The organism is Azotobacter beijerinckii, assembly GCF_900110885.1.
In the GTDB taxonomy this organism is placed as follows: Bacteria; Pseudomonadota; Gammaproteobacteria; order Pseudomonadales; family Pseudomonadaceae; genus Azotobacter; species Azotobacter beijerinckii.
This window is the reverse complement of sequence record NZ_FOFJ01000069.1, coordinates 1-18062: the sequence shown is the minus strand read 5'-3', so window position 1 is coordinate 18062 and position 18062 is coordinate 1. Positions and strand designations below refer to the sequence as shown.

Annotated in this window: 19 protein-coding genes; 10 read left to right on the top strand and 9 right to left on the bottom strand. The window is 66.9% G+C overall.

Annotated elements, in window-relative coordinates; all coding sequences use genetic code 11:
- The first annotated feature begins 410 nt into the window (after positions 1–410).
- The 3 genes from rpmB (at position 411) to BMY22_RS20045 (ending at position 2446) form a co-directional block, all read left to right on the top strand.
- Positions 411–647, top strand: a complete 237-nt coding sequence (rpmB, locus tag BMY22_RS20055; protein WP_039806568.1) for a 50S ribosomal protein L28 — start codon at positions 411–413, stop codon at positions 645–647.
- A gap of 10 nt (positions 648–657) precedes the next feature.
- Positions 658–813: a 50S ribosomal protein L33 gene (gene rpmG, locus BMY22_RS20050; protein WP_014854577.1), complete on the top strand. Its 156-nt coding sequence runs from the start codon at positions 658–660 to the stop codon at positions 811–813.
- A 139-nt stretch (positions 814–952) separates the two neighbouring features.
- The gene (locus BMY22_RS20045) at positions 953–2446 is read left to right on the top strand and encodes an aldehyde dehydrogenase (RefSeq protein ID WP_090624987.1); all 1494 of its coding nucleotides are present in this window, start codon (positions 953–955) and stop codon (positions 2444–2446) included.
- Positions 2447–2452: 6 nt separating this feature from the next.
- Here BMY22_RS20045 and BMY22_RS20040 read toward each other — a convergent pair whose 3' ends face one another.
- Entirely contained in the window at positions 2453–3769 is a 1317-nt protein-coding gene (locus tag BMY22_RS20040; protein ID WP_090624985.1) for an NAD(P)/FAD-dependent oxidoreductase, read from the bottom strand.
- 10 nt (positions 3770–3779) lie between these two features.
- Positions 3780–4268, bottom strand: coding sequence for an Lrp/AsnC ligand binding domain-containing protein (locus BMY22_RS20035; RefSeq protein ID WP_090624984.1), 489 nt, complete (start codon positions 4266–4268; stop codon positions 3780–3782).
- A 134-nt stretch (positions 4269–4402) separates the two neighbouring features.
- Here BMY22_RS20035 and dadA point away from each other — a divergent pair, with 134 nt between their 5' ends.
- From dadA to BMY22_RS20010, 5 genes are all read left to right on the top strand, one after another.
- Complete coding sequence (gene dadA, locus BMY22_RS20030) at positions 4403–5701, top strand: D-amino acid dehydrogenase (protein ID WP_090624982.1); 1299 nt, start codon at positions 4403–4405, stop codon at positions 5699–5701.
- Entirely contained in the window at positions 5676–6029 is a 354-nt protein-coding gene (locus tag BMY22_RS20025; RefSeq protein WP_090624980.1) for a RidA family protein, read from the top strand. The genes dadA and BMY22_RS20025 overlap by 26 nt, the downstream gene beginning before the upstream one ends.
- Positions 6030–6062: 33 nt before the next feature.
- The gene (gene alr / locus BMY22_RS20020) at positions 6063–7148 is read left to right on the top strand and encodes an alanine racemase (RefSeq protein ID WP_090624979.1); all 1086 of its coding nucleotides are present in this window, start codon (positions 6063–6065) and stop codon (positions 7146–7148) included.
- Between the two features lie 88 nt (positions 7149–7236).
- On the top strand, positions 7237–7785 hold the full coding sequence (locus BMY22_RS20015) for a cupin domain-containing protein (RefSeq protein ID WP_090624977.1): 549 nt from the start codon (positions 7237–7239) through the stop codon (positions 7783–7785).
- 150 nt (positions 7786–7935) lie between these two features.
- Entirely contained in the window at positions 7936–8349 is a 414-nt protein-coding gene (locus BMY22_RS20010) for a c-type cytochrome (RefSeq protein WP_208599352.1), read from the top strand.
- Between the two features lie 52 nt (positions 8350–8401).
- Here the strand turns inward: BMY22_RS20010 and BMY22_RS20005 are convergent, their stop codons facing one another.
- The 6 genes from BMY22_RS20005 to BMY22_RS24005 form a co-directional block, all read right to left on the bottom strand.
- Entirely contained in the window at positions 8402–8974 is a 573-nt protein-coding gene (locus BMY22_RS20005) for a xanthine phosphoribosyltransferase (protein ID WP_090624976.1), read from the bottom strand.
- 73 nt (positions 8975–9047) lie between these two features.
- Positions 9048–10061: a catalase family peroxidase gene (locus BMY22_RS20000; protein WP_090624974.1), complete on the bottom strand. Its 1014-nt coding sequence runs from the start codon at positions 10059–10061 to the stop codon at positions 9048–9050.
- A gap of 62 nt (positions 10062–10123) precedes the next feature.
- Positions 10124–10804, bottom strand: coding sequence for a response regulator (locus tag BMY22_RS19995; RefSeq protein WP_090624973.1), 681 nt, complete (start codon positions 10802–10804; stop codon positions 10124–10126).
- Complete coding sequence (locus BMY22_RS19990; protein ID WP_090624971.1) at positions 10804–12189, bottom strand: ATP-binding protein; 1386 nt, start codon at positions 12187–12189, stop codon at positions 10804–10806. Before BMY22_RS19990 ends, BMY22_RS19995 begins: the two co-directional genes overlap by 1 nt.
- A gap of 1960 nt (positions 12190–14149) precedes the next feature.
- Positions 14150–14482, bottom strand: coding sequence for an SMR family transporter (locus BMY22_RS19975; RefSeq protein WP_090624968.1), 333 nt, complete (start codon positions 14480–14482; stop codon positions 14150–14152).
- Between the two features lie 1069 nt (positions 14483–15551).
- Positions 15552–15827, bottom strand: coding sequence for a transposase (locus tag BMY22_RS24005; protein ID WP_143068564.1), 276 nt, complete (start codon positions 15825–15827; stop codon positions 15552–15554).
- 212 nt (positions 15828–16039) lie between these two features.
- Here BMY22_RS24005 and BMY22_RS19970 point away from each other — a divergent pair, with 212 nt between their 5' ends.
- Together BMY22_RS19970 and BMY22_RS19965 are read left to right on the top strand one after the other, a co-directional pair.
- Positions 16040–16339, top strand: a complete 300-nt coding sequence (locus BMY22_RS19970) for a response regulator transcription factor (RefSeq protein ID WP_090624967.1) — start codon at positions 16040–16042, stop codon at positions 16337–16339.
- Positions 16340–16351: 12 nt separating this feature from the next.
- Entirely contained in the window at positions 16352–17614 is a 1263-nt protein-coding gene (locus BMY22_RS19965) for a sensor histidine kinase (RefSeq protein ID WP_090624965.1), read from the top strand.
- 108 nt (positions 17615–17722) lie between these two features.
- On the opposite strand, the gene BMY22_RS19960 is transcribed toward BMY22_RS19965, so the two are convergent.
- Positions 17723–18062, bottom strand: a 340-nt coding sequence (locus BMY22_RS19960) for a transposase (RefSeq protein WP_208599351.1), incomplete at its 5' end; no start/stop codon positions are given.

Sequence of the window (18062 nt, the reverse complement as noted above, 5' to 3'; positions counted from 1 at the left end):
GCGCAGAGCGTGATCATGACGATGTCCTGCAGGGCGTGCAGCTTGTTGCGGGTTTCGCGCCGTGGGTCGACGAGCCTGGCGAAGTAGGGCTGTGGATTGGGCAGCATGATGGGGCTCGGAAAAGTCTTGTCCGTTACCGCTAATCCTCGTCCAACGCAAGAGCGATGTAGCGCGATTGCCCTGGCCGAAGTCGCGCGATTCTTGCCCCATCGGGGGCTTTCTGATATAAAGCAGCGCTCTTTTCTAGGGGCCCGCTTCCTGCGTTGGCAGTGACAGCCGGTCAGACCCCGATGAATCGTGGCGCAGCTGGCGTGCGAAAGCCTTTCGCGCGAATCGCCGGGCGCCGAATGACTGAAAGATAAGCGGCCAACCCATGCCGGGTTGGGCATGTGGTTTTTGAGGGCTGAGGCATGTCGAGAGTCTGTCAAGTGACCGGTAAGGGTCCGGTTACCGGGAACAACATTTCCCACGCGAACAACAAAACCCGCCGTCGTTTCCTGCCGAACCTGCAGCATCACCGCTTCTGGGTCGAGTCCGAGAAGCGTTTCGTGCGTCTGCGCGTTTCCGCCAAGGGCATGCGCATCATCGACAAGCGCGGTATCGACGTCGTACTGTCCGAGCTGCGCGCTCGCGGCGAAAAGGTTTGAGGAGATAGTCATGCGTGATCTGATCCGTTTGGTGTCCAGCGCCGGTACCGGCCATTTCTACACCACCGACAAGAACAAGCGCACCACCCCCGACAAGATCGAGATCAAGAAGTACGATCCTGTCGTGCGCAAGCACGTGATCTACAAGGAAGCCAAGATCAAGTGATTGATCGGCTGCCTGACGAAGAAGCCCGCCTTTTGGCGGGCTTCTTCGTTTTCGGGGACGTGCATCCATATCATATTGAAAGCCCTGGGTGCGGGGGGTAGGGTGTTTCGATGACTCCCGTGACGAGAAGGATGCCCCCATGACCAGCCCGACCCGCGCCGACTGGGAAGAACGTGCCCGCTGCCTGACCCTCGAGGGCCGCGCCTTCGTCGACGGCCACTACCTGACAGCCGTCGAGGGCGCGACCTTCGACTGCCTGAGCCCGGTCGACGGGCGCCGGCTGGCGCAGGTGGCCAGCTGCGACGCGGCCGATGCCGAACTGGCGGTGGCGGCGGCGCGGCGCAGCTTCGAGGACGGCCGCTGGTCGCGGTTGGCACCGGCCAAGCGCAAGGCGGTGATGATCCGCCTGGCCGAGCTGCTGGAAACCCACCGCGAGGAGCTGGCCCTGCTGGAAACCCTGGACATGGGTAAGCCGATCACGGACGCGCTGAGGATCGACGTGCCGGCCGCGGCGCGTGCACTGCGCTGGAGCGGCGAGGCGATCGACAAGCTCTACGGCGAGGTGGCCGCCACCCCCGACGACGAGCTGGGCCTGGTCACCCGCGAACCGGTCGGCGTGGTGGCGGCCATCGTGCCATGGAACTTCCCGCTGCTGATGGCCTGCTGGAAGCTCGGCCCGGCGCTGGCCAGCGGCAATTCGGTGATCCTCAAGCCCTCGGAGAAGTCGCCCTTGACCGCCATCCGCCTCGCCCAGCTGGCGTTCGAGGCGGGCATTCCGCCCGGCGTGCTCAACGTCCTGCCGGGCTACGGCCATACGGTGGGCAAGGCGCTGGCGCTGCACATGGACATCGATTGCCTGGTGTTCACCGGCTCGACCCGGATCGCCCGGCAACTGATGGTCTACGCCGGCGAGTCGAACATGAAGCGTGTTTGGCTGGAGGCCGGCGGCAAGAGCCCGAACATCGTCTTCGCCGACGCGCCGGACCTCAAGGCCGCCGCCGAGGCCGCAGCGGGCGCCATCGCCTTCAACCAGGGTGAAGTGTGCACCGCCGGTTCGCGCCTGTTGGTCGAGCGCTCGATCAAGGACCAGTTCCTGCCGCTGCTGCTGGAAGCGCTGAAGGCCTGGCAGCCCGGCCACCCGCTGGACCCGGCGACCAACGTCGGCGCCCTGGTGGACCGCCAGCAGCTCGACACCGTGCTCGGCTACATCGAGGCCGGATTGAGCGGGGGCGCCAGCCTGCTGACCGGCGGCCGACGCGTCCTCGAGGAAACCGGCGGCACCTACGTCGAGCCGACGGTGTTCGACGGGGTGAGCAACGCCATGAAGATCGCCCGCGAGGAAATCTTCGGCCCGGTGCTCTCGGTGATCGTCTTCGACACCCCGGAGGAGGCGGTGCGGATCGCCAACGACAGCCCCTACGGGCTGGCCGCGGCGCTCTGGACCCGCGACCTGTCCAAGGCCCACCGCACCGCCCGGGCGCTGCGCGCCGGCAGCGTGTGGGTAAACCAGTACGATGGCGGCGACATGACCGCGCCGTTCGGCGGCTTCAAGCAGTCCGGCAACGGCCGCGACAAGTCGCTGCACGCCTTCGACAAGTACACCGAGCTGAAGGCCACCTGGATCAAGCTGTAGAGCGCTTCACAGCAGCTCCTGCAGCCGGTACCAGAGCATGCCCAAGGCGAGCAGTGGCGCGCGCAGGCGCGGGCCGCCGGGGAAGGTGCGGTGCGGCACCCGGGCGAACAGCTCGAAGCCGCCGCCCTGCTGCCCGGCGATGGCCTCGGCGAGCAGCCGGCCGGCCAGGTGGGTGGCGTTCAGCCCGTGGCCGGAATAGCCCTGGGCGTAGTAGACGTTGGGCTGGTCCCTCAGCCGGCCGATCTGCGGCAGGCGGTTGGCGCCGATGCCGATCATCCCGCCCCAGGCGTAGTCGATGCGCGTGTCGGCGAGCTGGGGAAAGACCTTGAGCATCTTCGGTCGCATGTAGCCGGCGATGTCCCGCGGGTCGCGCCCGGAATAGTGGCAGGCGCCGCCGAACAGCAGGCGGCGGTCGGCGGACAGCCGGAAGTAGTCGAGCACCACGCGCTGGTCGCAGACCGCCAGGTTCTGCGGCAGCAGCTCGGCGGCCAGGGCGGGGGAGAGCGGTTCGGTGGCGATGAGGTAGCTGCCGGCCGGCAGCACCTTGCCGGCCAGCGCCGGCTCGAGGGCACCGAGATGGGCGTTGCCGGCGAGCACCAGGCTGGCGGCGCGGACCCGGCCGCGGGCGGTGTGCACGCAGACGTCGCGGCCGTGGTCGATCTTCGTCACCGCCGAACGCTCGAACAGTCGCACGCCGAGCGCCTGCGCCGCGGCGGCCTCGCCGAGCAGCAGCTTGAGCGGATGCAGATGGCCCGAGCCGCGGTCCAGCAGGCCGCCGCAGTAGCGTTCGGAGCCGATCACCTCGGGCATCTGCCCGGCTTCCAGCAGGCGCAGCTCATGGCAGTAGCCGAGCGCCAGCAGCTCGGCGTACTCGGTTTGGAGGTGCTCGACATGCCGCGCCCGGGTAGCCAGGTCGCAGTAGCCCCAGGTCAGGTCGCAGTCGATGGCGTGGCGTTCGATGCGCCGGCGGACGATTTCCACCGCTTCCAGGCCCATCAGCTTCAGCGCACGGACCCCGTCCGCGCCGAGCAGCGGGCGGAAGCCTTCGAGATCGTGGCCGAGGCCGCGGATCAGCTGCCCGCCGTTGCGCCCGCTGGCGCCCCAGCCGAGCACCCGTGCTTCCAGCAGGACCACCGAGAGGCCGCGCTCGGCCAGTTCGAGGGCGGTATTGAGCCCGCTGAAGCCGCCGCCGACCACGCACACCTCGGCGCGCAGCTCGCCCTCCAGAGCCGGAAACGCCGGCAGCGGGCCGGCCGTGGCGGCGTAGTAGGACGGTGCGTGGTTGTCCGCAGGGGCGGGCGAGCCCGCTGGCGATGCGTTCATCGGCGACTCCTCATTCCGGCACTGGCAGTTCGAGGCTTTCCTTGACCTCTTCCATGACGATATAGCTCTTCGACTCGCGCACATGGGGCAGCCTGAGCAGGATGTCGCCGAGCAGCTTGCGGTAGGAGGCCATCTCCGAGATGCGCGCCTTGAGCAGGTAGTCGAAATCGCCGGAGACCAGATGGCATTCCAGCACCTGGGGCAGCTTCAGCACCGCCCGGCGGAACTCCTCGAAGATGTCGCCGGACTTGTAGGCCAGGCTGATCTCGACGAACACCAGCAGGCCGGCGCCCAGGTACTGCGGATTGAGCCGCGCCGCATAGCCGAGGATGAAGCCCTCGCGCTCCAGGCGGCGGACCCGCTCGGTGCAGGGCGTGGTGGACAGGCCGACCCGCTCGCCCAGCTCGGTGAGCGAGATACGTCCCTCCTGCTGCAGGATACGCAGGATGTGGCGGTCGATGCGGTCCAGTTCGCGGCGGCTCTGGTGCTGGGTTCTCACATGGATTTCTCCGGGCAAAGGTGCCCGTTTCCGGAAAATCACCTGAATATAGACGTTCAAATAGTGCAAGCCACTGGCTTGGGCTTCTTATACTGGGGACATTCAAGGTTTGCAGCTCGCAGGGGGAAACCGTCATGCGCGTACTGGTACTGGGCAGCGGAGTGATCGGCACCACCACGGCCTACTATCTGGCCCGGGCCGGTTTCGAGGTGACGGTGGTCGACCGCGCCGAGGGGCCGGCGATGGAAACCAGCTTCGCCAACGCCGGCCAGGTGTCGCCCGGCTACGCCTCGCCCTGGGCGGCGCCCGGCGTGCCGCTCAAGGCCCTCAAGTGGCTGCTGCAGCGCCACGCGCCGCTGGCCATCAGGCCGACCGCCGATCCCCGCCAGTACCTCTGGCTGGCGCAGATGCTGCGCAACTGCACCGCCGCGCGCTATGCGGTTAACAAGGAGCGCATGGTGCGTCTCTCCGAGTACAGCCGCGACTGCCTCGACGAGCTGCGCGCCGAGACCGGCCTCGACTACGAGGGCCGCCAGCTGGGCACCACCCAGCTGTTCCGCACCCAGCAGCAGCTGGACGCCGCGGCCCAGGACATCGCCGTGCTGGAGCGCTCCGGGGTGCCCTACGAGTTGCTCGACCGCGCCGGCATCGCCCGCGTCGAGCCGGCCCTGGCCGGCGTCGCCGACAAGCTCGCCGGCGCTCTGCGCCTGCCCAACGACCAGACCGGCGACTGCCAGCTGTTCACCCGCCGTCTGGCGGAGCTGGCTGCCGGGCTCGGTGTGGAGTTTCGCTTCGGCCGGCACATCGAGCGTCTGGAGCATGACGGCGAGCGCCTCCTCGGCGTGCGCATCGATGGCCGCCTGGAAAGCGCCGACCACTACGTGCTGGCCCTCGGCAGTTATTCGCCGCAGCTGCTCGCGCCGCTGGGCATCCGCGCGCCGATCTATCCGCTCAAGGGCTACTCGCTGACCCTTCCCATCGTCGATCCGGCCCTGGCGCCGACCTCGACCATCCTCGACGAGACCTACAAGGTCGCGATCACCCGCTTCGACGCGCGCATCCGCGTCGGCGGCATGGCCGAGCTGGCCGGCTTCGACCTGGCCCTCAACCCGCGTCGGCGCGAAACCCTCGAGCTGGTGGTGGGCGACCTCTACCCGCAGGGCGGCGACCTGGCCCGCGCCGAGTTCTGGACCGGGCTGCGCCCGGCCACTCCGGACGGCACGCCGATCGTGGGCGCGACCGGCTACCGCAACCTGTTCCTCAACACCGGGCACGGTACACTGGGCTGGACCATGGCCTGCGGTTCCGGCCGCCTGCTGGCCGACCTGCTGACGCGCAAGCACCCGCGGATCAGCGCCGCGGGCCTCGACATTTCCCGCTACGGCCATTTTCTGGAGAACTCCCCCCATGTCCATCCGGCGCCTGCGAACTGAAGCGCGCTACAGCGAAATCGTCGTCCACCACGGCACCGTCTACCTGGCCGGGCAGCTGGCGGACGACTACGGCGGCGGCATCGAGGAGCAGACCCGGCAGACCCTGGCCAACGTCGACCGGCTGCTCGCCGAGGCCGGCAGCGACAAGTCGCGGCTGCTCTCGGTGACCATCTACCTGAAGGACATGGCCGCCGACTATGCCGGCCTCAACGCGGTGTGGGACGCCTGGCTGCCGGCCGGCTGCGCGCCGGCGCGGGCCTGCGTCGAGGCGCGGCTGTACAGCGATGACGCCCGGGTGGAGATGACGGTCGTCGCCGCGCTGCCCTGAGGCTCACCCTTACCCCTTCGAGAGCAACATCCCATGCGCCCCGCCCGTGCCCTGATCGATCTTGCCGCCCTGCGCCACAACTACCGGCTGGCCCGCGAACTGGGCGGCGCGCGCGCCCTGGCGGTGGTCAAGGCCGATGCCTACGGGCACGGCGCGCTGCGCTGCGCCCAAGCTCTGGAAGGCGAGGCCGACGGCTTTGCGGTGGCCTGCCTCGAGGAGGCGCTGGAGCTGCGCGAGGCTGGCATCCGCGCGCCGATCCTGCTGCTGGAAGGTTTCTTCGAGGCGGACGAGCTGGCGCTGATCGAGCGCCACGGCCTGTGGTGCGCGGTGCATGCGTCCTGGCAGCTGGAGGCCATCGAGCGTACACCGCTCGCGCAGCCGCTGACCTTCTGGCTGAAGCTCGACTCCGGCATGCACCGGGTCGGCTTCGCGCCGGCCGACTACCGGGTGGCCCATGCGCGCCTCGCGGCCAGCGGCAAGGCGGCGAAGATCGTCGCCATGAGTCACTTCGCCCGCGCCGACGAGCTGGGCTGCCCGCGGGTCGCCGAACAGCTGGCGCAGTTCGCGGCGGCAACCGGCGGCCTCGCGGCGGAGTTCAGCCTGCGCAACTCGCCGGCACTGCTCGGTTGGCCACAGCTGTTCCGCCGCGGCCAGGACGGCGAATGGCTGCGGCCGGGGATCATGCTTTACGGCGCCACGCCCTTCGAGCAGCATCAGGAGCAGGCGGCGCGGCTGCGCCCGGTGATGACCCTGGAGTCGAAGATCATCAGCGTGCGCGAGCTGTCGGCCGGCGAGCCGGTGGGCTACGGCGCGCGCTTCGTCAGCCCGCGGCCGACCCGCGTCGGGGTCGTCGCCCTGGGCTATGCCGACGGCTACCCGCGGCATGCGCCGGACGGCACGCCGGTCGCCGTCGACGGCCGGCCGGCGCGGCTGATCGGCCGGGTGTCGATGGACATGCTCACCGTGGATCTCACCGACCTGCCCCTGGCCGGCCTCGGCAGCCGGGTCGAGCTGTGGGGCGCCGAGGTGCCGGCCGGCGCGGTGGCGGCGGCGGCCGGGACCATCGCCTACCAGCTGTTCTGCAACGTGCGGCGGGTCGCCCGGTCCTGGCGGGACTGAACGGAATCTGCGGCGGAGCGTTGTAAATACTGAACGCCGTTGCCATCATTAATGGCAACTGGTTCAGGCTTCCGAGAGGATTCCCGCCTTGGACGTCGGCATTCGACTGCAATCCATACGCAAGCTCAAAGGCCTCTCCCAGCGTGAACTCGCCAAGCGCGCGGGCGTCACCAACAGCACCATCTCGATGATCGAGAAGAACAGCGTCAGCCCCTCGATCAGCTCCCTGAAGAAGGTTCTCGGCGGCATTCCCATGTCGCTGATGGAGTTCTTCTCCCTCGACCTCGCTGTGGAGGCCAGCCCTCCGGTGGTCTACCGCGCCGCCGCGCAGGCCGAGCTGTCGAGCGGGCCGCTGAGCATGCGGCTGGTCGGCAAGGACCATCCCGAGCGGGCGCTGGCCTTCCTCTCGGTGACCTACCCGCCGGGCGCCGACAGCGGCGCGGCGCTGCTCGTCCACCAGGGCGAGGAGGCCGGCATCCTCGTCGAGGGACGCCTGGAGCTGCAGGTCGGCGAGCAGATCCACCTCCTCGAGAGCGGCGACAGCTACTACCTGATCGCCGGCCAGCCGCACCGCTTCCGCAACCCCTTCGCGACCCCCGCGCGGCTGATCAGCGCCGCCACCCCGGCACATTGCTGAGCGGCGCGGCGGCTCGCCGGGCCGCCTGACGGGCGGGTATCCCCTTATTTCAGCCTGCCTTTCGTAAGGTTATACTCCCGCCCGCTCGCGAAAACCCGTGGCCGCGGGCGCACTTAACCAGCCACGATGAGGGGGGTAAGGGTGAATCTGATCAAGATGTTGGCGGCACCGGTCGCCGTATTGGCCCTGTGGGCAACGAGCGTCCAGGCCGCGATCGACGAAAAAATTGCCGAGCGTCTCAAGCCGGTCGGTGAAGTCTGCGTGGCTGGCCAGGAGTGCAAGGGCGTCGCCGCCGTTGCCGCCGGTGCTAGCGGCGGCGGTGCGCGCACCGGCGACGAAATCGTCGCCAAGCATTGCAACGCTTGCCACGGCAGCGGCCTGCTGAACGCGCCGAAGGTCGGCGACAACGCCGCCTGGAAAGCCCGTGCCGACGAGCGCGGCGGTCTCGACGCGCTGCTCCACTCGGCGATCGCCGGCCGTAACGCCATGCCGCCGAAAGGCACCTGTGCCGACTGCTCGGACGACGAGCTGAAGGCCGCCATCGGCAAGATGTCCGGTCTCTGATCGCGACCCAGCCGAAGACGAAGCCGCCTGCGGGCGGCTTCGTCGTCTCTGTTCACGCCACGAAGCTGACGTGGCCTCCCGCCAGCGAGGCGATCCGCGCCAGGGACTCGACTCGGTAGCCCTGTTCCTCCAGCGCCCGGCGGCCGGGCTGGAAGGACTTCTCGATGACGATGCCGATCCCGACCACGCTCGCCCCGGCCTGGCGGACGATGGCGCCCAGTCCCAGCGCGGCCTGGCCGTTGGCCAGGAAGTCGTCGACGATCAGCACCCGCTCGCCGGCCGCCAGGTGGTTGGCGGAAATCGCCACGGTGCTTTCCATCTGTTTGGTGAAGGAATAGACCCGGGCGGTCAGCAGGTTGTCGGTCAGGGTCAGCGAGCGGTGCTTGCGGGCGAACACCAGCGGCACGCCCAGCTCCAGCGCGGTCATCAGGGCCGGCGCGATGCCCGAGGCCTCGAGGGTGACGACCTTGTCGATGCCCTGGTCGCGAAAGCGCCGGGCGAACTCCCGGCCGATCTGCTGCATCAGCAGCGGATCGACCTGGTGGTTGAGGAAGGCATCCACCTTCAGTACCTGCTCCGAGAGCACGATGCCCTGCTCGCGGATTTTTTCTTTCAACTGCTCCACGACGCCACCTCCGGCGAGTCCACGGGAAAGCCGGGATTCTCGCTCACGGGGCGGTCCGCTCAAAGCGCCGCCGTCACTGCCCGCCCAGCCGCTTGGCGAAGGACGCGGCGTAGGCCGGCGAGCGAAAGCGCAGCACCGGATCGTCGCTCGGCGCGATGCCGTCGGCCATCACCAGCGGGTCGAAGTTGATCTTCTCGCAGGTCGCGCCCTTCTGCGGCGTTGCCGAGGTCAGCGTCAGGGTGCCGACCTTCACCTGCGGGCGCTCCTCCGGCCAGGCTCGGGTCGGGTCGTCGGTGGGGTCGCCGGGCGCGCCGAGGGTCAGCAGCATGTCCCAGCGCAGTGGGCCCTGGGCGGTACGCTCGATCAGCCGGCGCTCGAGGAAGTCAGGCGGCGAGGACGCGAGTTCGTCGTCGCCGAGGCGCTGCTCGCCGTCCTGCGGCACGAAGCGCCAGCGCACCGGGGTAGTCTTGCCGTCGCGGTCGACGAACCAGAACGCATGGATGCCGAAATAGCTGCTGTTGGCGTAGCTCGGCGGCGGATTGTGCGCGTCGAGAAATTGCGCCTGGGCCAGATTGTCCGGGTGGCTCGCCTTGAACGCCTTGATCTTCTCGGGATCGGGCTTGCCGGTGGCCGGATCGGGCTTCGTGGCGACCATCAGATCGAGGAAGGTCCTGGGGTGCGCGGCACCGAAGACCGGCGTATTGAGCATGGTCATGTGCTGCAGGCCGCCGCCGGGGAGGCGGAACTCCAGGGCCATGCCGCGCGGCGACTTGGCCGTGTCGGGCGCCTTCGGGTTGCCGCCGGCCAGCGAGAAGCGTGCGACGACCGGCACGGACTCTCCGGAGAACAGCGCCGAGCGCGACCAGGCCGCGGCGGCGGGCAGGCCGACGAACTCGCCGGCCGCGCAGGTTCCTTTGGTGTGGTTGCGCCGCTCGCCCGGCGTCACGCCGAACGCGGCCTCCAGGGCGGAGACCACCTGTTCGGCGCTCACCTCGTCCGGCGCCGCCACGCCAGCGGGGGCGGCCAGTCCCAGCCCGGTGGCCAGCAGCCAGGCGGGCAGAAGCGTTCCCGGTGTTTTCGCGCTCATCGAATTCCCTCCGATCGGTCGGTTTCCAGGGGATGGATCCGGCGTCTTGCCGATCGTCCGTCCTACCATTCCAGCTTATACCCGACCCCGTAGATCGAATGGATCGGGTTGCGTTCCGGGGCGGCCTGTTCCAGTTTGCGGCGCAGATTCTTGACGTGGCTGTCCACGGTACGGTCGCTGACCACCCGGTGGTCGGGGTAGAGCCGGTCCAGCAGTTGATCGCGGGAGAAGATCCGCCCCGGCGCCGAGGCCAGGCAGTTGAGTAGGCGGAACTCGACCGGCGTCAGGTCCAGCTCGACGCCGTTGCAGCGGGCCCGGTAGATGCTTGCGTCGAGTTCCAGCCCGCCGACCGGCGGGGGCGGGCAGCGGCGCAGGATGGCGCGCACCCGCGCCACCACTTCGCGCGGGCTGAACGGCTTGCAGATGTAGTCGTCGGCGCCCAGCTCGAGGCCCAGCAGACGGTCGAGTTCCTCGACTCGCGCGGTGAGCATGACGATCGGCACATTGCTGAGGCCGCGCAGCTCGCGGCAGACCTCCAGGCCGTCGCGCCCCGGCAGCATGAGGTCGAGCAGGATCAGGTCGGGTGCGGCGGCGCGCACCGCCGGCAGCACGTCCAGGCCGTTGTCCAGGCAGCTCACCCGGTATCCGTCGGCCAGCAGGTAGTCGCGCAGCAGGGCCGCGAGTTTGGGTTCGTCCTCCACCACCAGGACCTGGGCGCTGCGCCCGCTGCCGCTGTTCTCCATCAGTGCGCTCCCCGGGGCAGTGCGATGTTCAGCCAGAGTCCGCCGAGCGGCGAGGGGCGGGCGCTCAGGCTGCCGCCGTGGGCCTCGACGATGCTCAGGCAGATCGCCAGTCCCAGCCCGGCGCCGCCGCTGGTGCGGCTGCGCGAGGCCTCACCGCGGTAGAAGCGCTCGAACAGCCGCGGCAGGTGGCGTTCGTCCACCCCCGGCGCGGAGTCGAGGAAGTCGATGCTCACCGCCTCCGCCGCCTCCTGCGCGACGATCCGCAGGCGGCCGCCGGCATGGGTGTAGCGCAGGCTGTTCTCCAGCAGGTTGCCGAACAGCTGTTGCAGGCGGCCGGCGTCGGCGAACACCGGCAGGGGCCGTTCGGGCAGCTGCAGCTCGAGGTCGATGCGCCGCTTGGCGAGGCGCTCGCGGAACATCGCCACGGCGATCCGCAACTGCTCGGCCACATCCAGCGCGCTCTTGCGATAGGTCAGCGCGCCGACGTCGGCCAGCGACAGTTCGTAGAGGTCGTCGACCAACTGGCCGAGCATGGCCACCTCGGTCTGCAGGGAGTGCAGCGACTCGCCGTCCAGCCGGCGCACGCCGTCCTCGAGCGCCTCCAGCTCGCCGCGCAGCACCGACAGCGGGGTGCGCAGCTCGTGGGAGACGTCGGCCATGAAGGCGCGGCGCATCTGTTCGTTGCGCTCCAGGGTGTGCGCCAGGCGGTTGAAATCGCGGGCCAACTGGCCGACCTCGTCGCGGGAGTCGACCGCCACCCGTTCGCCGTAGTCGCCGGCCGCCAGGCGATGGGTGGCGGCCGCCACCCGACGCACCGGGGCGAGCAGTCGGCGCGCCACCCACCAGGCGATCAGCGCTGCCAGCAGTACGGCCAGCGCGCCGATGCTCAGGCTGGCCTGCAGCTGGTTGCGCAGCAGGCGTTGGCCGCCGACCTCGGTCACGCTCTGGAAGGGCGTCATGGCCAGCCAGCCGACGGTGCGCCCGTCGAGCTGCAGCGGCTGGCGCACGGCATCCGCGCCGACCTCGGCGAAGCCCATTACCAGGCGGCCCCGCTCGTCCAGCAGGGAGATGCGGAACACCGCCCCGGTCAGGTCGGAAACCGGCATGGGCCGGGCCTCCGGCGGCCACTCGGAATCATCGTCCGGGCGGGTCAGCTCGAACCAGGTTTCCGGGTTGCCGCGCACCGACACCCAGTCGCCCTGCTGCCGGTAGTGCTCGACGAAGCGCGGCTCGACCGACTCCATGCGCGCCACGGCCAGCTCGTTGAGATAGCCGAGAAAGCCCCGCGCGAAGCTCCAGCTGTCGGCCACGCCCATCGCCAGCGCGACGAACAGGGCAGTGGAGAGCACGGCGAGGAACAGCCGGGTGGAGATGCTGGTTTTCATGGGAGGACCGGGCGGCGGGATGCCTTCATTAAGATTAAGGCCGCGCCGCCGGCCCTTCGGCAAGGTGCAGCGGGCAATCTCCAAAATTTCTCCACATTTGCGGCGCAGTATGGTTTTCCCGAAGCAAGTGCAGAATCCGGCTGCGGCCGGAGGGAGAGACGGATGCATCGCATGTTCAGCAAAGCCCTGGTCTTCCTGGCCCTGATCGTTGCCTTGACGCTGCTGGTCAGCCTCGCCAGCCGCTCGCCGAAGTCTGGCCCGCCGCCGGGCGCGACGCCTACCGGAGCGGGTTCCCAGGTCCCACCCTCCCGGCCACGCCCCCTCGCTGTCCAGACAACGGAACCAGTCAAGGGCCGGGCAGTGGCGGAGGCCGCCACCCTCTGGTTCCTTCTCGGGGTGGCCGATCGGTAGGCGCAGGGCGGCAAGCCGCGGCGATGGCCGCCGGCGGTTTGCCCGTGTTCCTCGCGAGCCATGGCCTGAGGCCCATCTGCAGCGTTTGGCCAGGCCGGCATGGCGCCTGCGCGACGCCTCCGGCAGTCGCTCGGGTGCGGGATAACGCCGCTACCGGATAACCGACATCGCCCCACGGGGTGTCGGGGGTGTCCAGCATCCGGAGAGGCGGTTGAACCGTACGCGGAGCATGTCCGGGGAGGTTCGGCGGAAGCGGCGGGGCGCAGTCGATGGTTTGGCCGTATGGCTCGTGCCTGGCGGTGCAGGCCGGCACCCGATGCCGCAGAAGGTTTCGGGGACAGATCCCGATAGAGCCAAAGCGCTGGCCTGTCCCTGAGCACTGCGACCCTGCAGGCGTCTTTGAATCCTATCTATTTGATTTTTTAGAAAAATATATCGCGATAGCTCGAGGGGAGAGCCTAGAAAACATCCCAATGAACGGGACAGGCTCGAGACGCTTCGAGTCGTTCGGCCTCGACCTGGGCCTGGGCTTTCGAGTCCCATACGGCCTCCGAGTAGCGTACGACGCTGCTCTCGGAGTCGTGGAACACGAGGTCGAAGGTTGGTCCGCCATATTGGGCGGAAATATCTCGAACCTGGAAGCGGCGGCAAGAGGATTGGGGGATGGCACTGGCTTTCATCATTTTTATTTTACTTGTCGGTTTTCGTGAAAATGGCAGGTCGAGCGGTTGCTGAGAGGCTGTGAAAAATTCAAGCCGCTGCTGAGCCCCCTTCAAAACCCCCGCTAAAACGTTGCGCTACGTGAAAAGTGAGACTATTTGGTCCGCAAACTCTCCTGCATTTCACGTAGCACGCCGTTCTGAAGGTGGGAGAGGTTCTCGCGGCGCTATTCGATTTTTTCACAACCTCTGAGTCGTTCGGCCTGAGTTCCTTCTGTCGGCGGCTCGGCTCCATCCGCACGCGATGGCTGTGCAGACCCGGCAGGTGCCCAGGGGCTTGGCGATTTCACGGGACAAGAAACGGCGAGTGAGGACGTCCCTGTTTTCGTGATGCCTGATTCTCCTGATGGCCCGACGCTGTTGAGCCGCACGCTGGCAAAGTTCCTGGCCTCCATCCTGGCCAGCCTGTGTCGATCCAGCGCGGAGGCGACTGTAGTGCGGCCGCCGTCGCGAATAAATCCGCAAGGTTCTCAAGCCTTTGTAGGTAATGGCTTACAGAACGGAGGGCTTCAGGGTGTTTGGGGACCGGCATCGATGGCGCAGACCACGCCTGCCGGCGCCGGGCAAGGTACTCCTCGGCGTTTCAACCGCGTTCTTGGATTCGCCCGCGCAGTCTTTCCCCACGCCGCCCTGGCTTCGATTGGCGCGCAGACCGTACGTTGTGCCGAGCAGCGGGTGCTGGCGATATTCCGGGCTCGCGGAGTCGACGCCAAGAGCTACCATGCCGCAGGCCGCTGCCCATGGGCTAAACCCGGCCATCACGCCGGCGGCGATGGGGGGCGAAGGCGTGGCGAATTCGACGATAAACCGTCGCTTGATGTAAGCGCCAATCAATGGTTTCCAGCGCCAGAAAATAGATTGATCACCGCCACACCCGCCATGATCAGTGCGATACCGACGAGAGCCGGCTTGTCGAGCGCCTGACCAAGGAAAAACCAGCCAATCAGGCTGATCAAGGCCACTCCAACCCCGGACCAGACGGCATAAGCAATACCAATGGGGATTGTTTTTAGCGTGAGCGACAAGAGATAAAAGGCCCCCGCATACCCCAACACCACAACAACCGATGGCCATATGCGGCTGAAGCCCTCCGAAGCCTTCAACGCCGAGGTCGCCAGGACCTCGCAGACTATGGCTCCCCCCAGAAACAACCAGCTTTGCATCACTAATCCCTCTCTTTGATTGGCTGGCCGGCCACTCTACCAGCCGGCGGCAGGGCGATGACCTATCCTTGGGCGCCAGCACCCTGCCGGCGTGGCCTGGCGTCGGGCAACGAAACGACAACGACCCCACCAACATCTGCCGTACATAGCGACAAGGCGGACCTCGAGCCGCCCACATCCGGGCGCCTTGAGGGAGGACCCGCGCCGATCCGGCGCAGCGCCGGCAGCTAGCACCAGCGCTACCCGCGGGAGTGCGTTGTCGAGCCGCCAGCCAGGCCTGGGCCTGGTGTCGATTAGATCCGAGATCGAGTGCCAGCACGCCAGATGCCTCCCTGTAAGTCATAGCCTACAAGAAATCGAGAGCTTTCCCAATTTGCTCAAGACGGCCACCCGAGTAGATTTACTTCCACACCGACATCGAAGGATCGATGAAGGCCGCCAAGGATGGAAGCCAGGGATAGCCGCAGGATCGCGACTTCATCAGGATGATGACCCACGGACGAAAAACATGAAGCGACAAGGCGATCCCTTGTCGCTTTTTGTTTGTGCCCAAGAAAAGATCGTCTCGGCCAATGCCTCTCAGTGATTCGTAAATACCCCGAAGAAGGGGGATTTGCTCTATATACGCCTGCGAGCCGTCAAATATCCCGAGGCCGGAGCACAGGCCGCAACGTCCGTTTTTGGGGATGGGTTTGGACGGATTGCCGCCGATTACCTTGGCCTGACCGTGACGGATTGCTGGATAAGGTGGGACTTTCCCACTTTTCCGTCGAGTCGCTGGCCGCTCTGCAAAATATCCCATGCAATCCTCTGCTTGCGAAAAGGCCTGCGGTATGCCCTTCGGCGCGGAATGTCGCCGATAGGGTTCTGGGACATGCAGAGCAACGACTCCGTGCATGAAGCTTCACAACCCAAGGACGATCGCGCTCGGCATCCGTCTGCTCCCACTGCTGGATTGCCCGGTAATAGCTGCTGCGATTCACGCCGAAGACGCGATTCCGTTCGCCTGCCGAGTAATGCTCGCTCAATCAATCTGTCGATCAGGGGTATCGATCGGGATCGTCCGGCATCAAGAGAGCGGTGGCCTTTTTAGGATCTCTTTCTCCCGTCCGATGCGGTGTATCTGCGCCTCCGGCCCCTGAATACGCGGCTGCTGGGGTGTCAGTGCTTTGCTCCTCTCCGCTATTTTTCCGCCACGTTCCAGGCGTAGTTGTTCGACCCGGCGCCGCACGGCCGCGGGTCCGATACCCACGGCCTGGCAGGCCGGCCTCTCGCTGTAGCCCTGGTCGAGCATCAGACAGGCGATCTCCCGCTTGAGTGCTGTGGAAAATAATCGTTTTGCCATGTTCTGCCACCTCGCTGTCGGGTGGCCGGGTACCGTCCTATCGGGGGGCCAGAGTCATTAGGCCGCTTCAAACGCCTGTTCGCGGTTTTCTCGGCTTGCCGCTTTCGATAAAGAATTTGATCTTTCACATGTTTCTTACACGGCTTTTACGACACGCCAATCTCCCGCCGAGACAGACTGCGCCCCATCACTTCAATACAAGAATCATCGGGATGCCTTGGCTTCATGACTACCCCGCTATTGTCCACCAGGTCTGCAACCTGGACGCCCTGAGCGCCAGCCGCGGACGCGGAGGAAAGACCCTGCGGCCGAACCTGATCGGCTACAAGCTGCTGGCCATCCTGGCGCAGAAAAGTCTGGTCGTGGTGCGCCGCGAGTTCCTGGGAAACGCCCTGTGGGGCGATGATCTGCCGGAAAGCGGCAGCCTGCGCAGCCACCCGCGGCGCCCAGCGCTCGCCAAGCCTGCCGAGAACTCCCGCCCGCACACCTTTACAGCGTCAGCTACCGCCTGACGGAGAGTCCGAATGCGTATTCAGCACCCCTTCGCCCGGCGTATCGTCATCGCTTTCACCCTGATGGCCATGCTGCTCAGCGGGCTCTTCTCCCTGGGCATCGTCGTTATTGTCAATTCCACCGAAAAGCGGCTGGCCACCCAGGACCTCAAGCGCGAACTCGATATTCTCCTGGAGCACGATATCGCGCAGGGCGAGTCCCCCCGTCTGAGTCCCAGCACCCGTTTCCTCGCCTCGAACCTGCCGCAATACCCGATTCCCGAAGCGATGAAGGGCCTGAAGAAAGGCTTCTCCGAAGTGATGGAGAACGACCGCACCTACTACGTGTACGTGAAGAAAGTCGGTAGCGAGCGCTACATCCTGATGGAGGATCAGAGCAAGCTCGAAAACCGCGAGCGGCTGATCTTCAGGGGGATACTCGGTTGCTTCCTGCTGAGCGTGGTCGGTGCCTGGCTGCTCGGCACCTTGCTGGCGCGCAAGGTGATGGCTCCCTTGACCCGCCTGGCCAACCAAGTCCGCCACCGCGACCAGCTACTGACGCTGGCACCGCCCCTGGCGCCGGAATACCCCGACGACGAGGTTGGACAACTGGCGGCGGCCTTTGACAGCACCCTTGGCCAACTGCGCCGGAGCCTGGAGCGTGAGCGCCTGTTCACCAGCGACGTCAGCCACGAACTGCGCACCCCGCTGATGGTCGTCCAGGGGGCCTGCGAGCTGCTGAGCGAGGCTCGCCTGTCGCCCCAGAGCAGCGGGCTGGTGGCACGGATCGGCCGGGCCGCCCAGGAAATGCACGAGCTGGTGCAGACCTTCCTCATCCTCGCGCGTGCCCGGCACGAGGAGGCTGCCACCGGTGGCAGCGCCACCCTGGCCCGCGTGGCGGAGGAGCAGAGCCAGCGCTGGGGACCGCTGATCCGCGCCAAGGGCCTGGACTTCGAGCTGATCGTGGAGGACAGCGACAACGCCAGCTACAACCTCAGCTTCCTGCGCACGGTCCTCTCCAACCTGCTGCGCAACGCCCTGCACTACACCGAGAGCGGCAGGGTACGGCTGATCCTGGAGAGCGGCGGCTTCCGTGTCGAAGACAGCGGCATGGGCATCCCCGAAGAGCAGCGCGAGCGTATCTTCCAGCCCTTCGTGCGCGGCGAGCAGGTCCGCGGGGAGGGCCTGGGCCTCGGACTTTCTCTGGTCAAGCGGATCTGCACGCACCAGGGCTGGCAGGTTCAGGTGAGCAACCTGGAGCCCAGCGGAAGCCGTTTTCGAGTTTTGCTGAAATGATTGTCGTAGGCCCTGTTCCAGCTCCACCCGCTGGAGAGAGTCGAGCCGCTGGCTGGTCTACGCCGGGTGTCGATCAGTATCGAACTCGAGTGCCAGCACGCTAGTGTCTCAACACGCCTCAATCTGCGGATATAATCTACGCAGCTTGACCCTGGCATCCTGGGTAGTGAACTGCCAGTTGATCTTGGCATCGAGCTGGTTGCGGCGTTGCTGCCATGCGGCGACCTCCTTGCGCATTCGCTCGAGGGAGTCGATGCGCCTGTCCAGGCACTGGCCGACGAGTACGTTGATCTCGATTTCGGCCATGTTCAGCCAACTGCCATGCTTGGGGGTGTAGACGAACTCGAAGCGATCTCTCAGGGCCTTGGCCTGCTCGGGCATCAAGGCCTCGTACAGCGAGGCGGCACTGTGGGTGTTGAGGTTGTCCATCACCAACGTGATGCGCTCG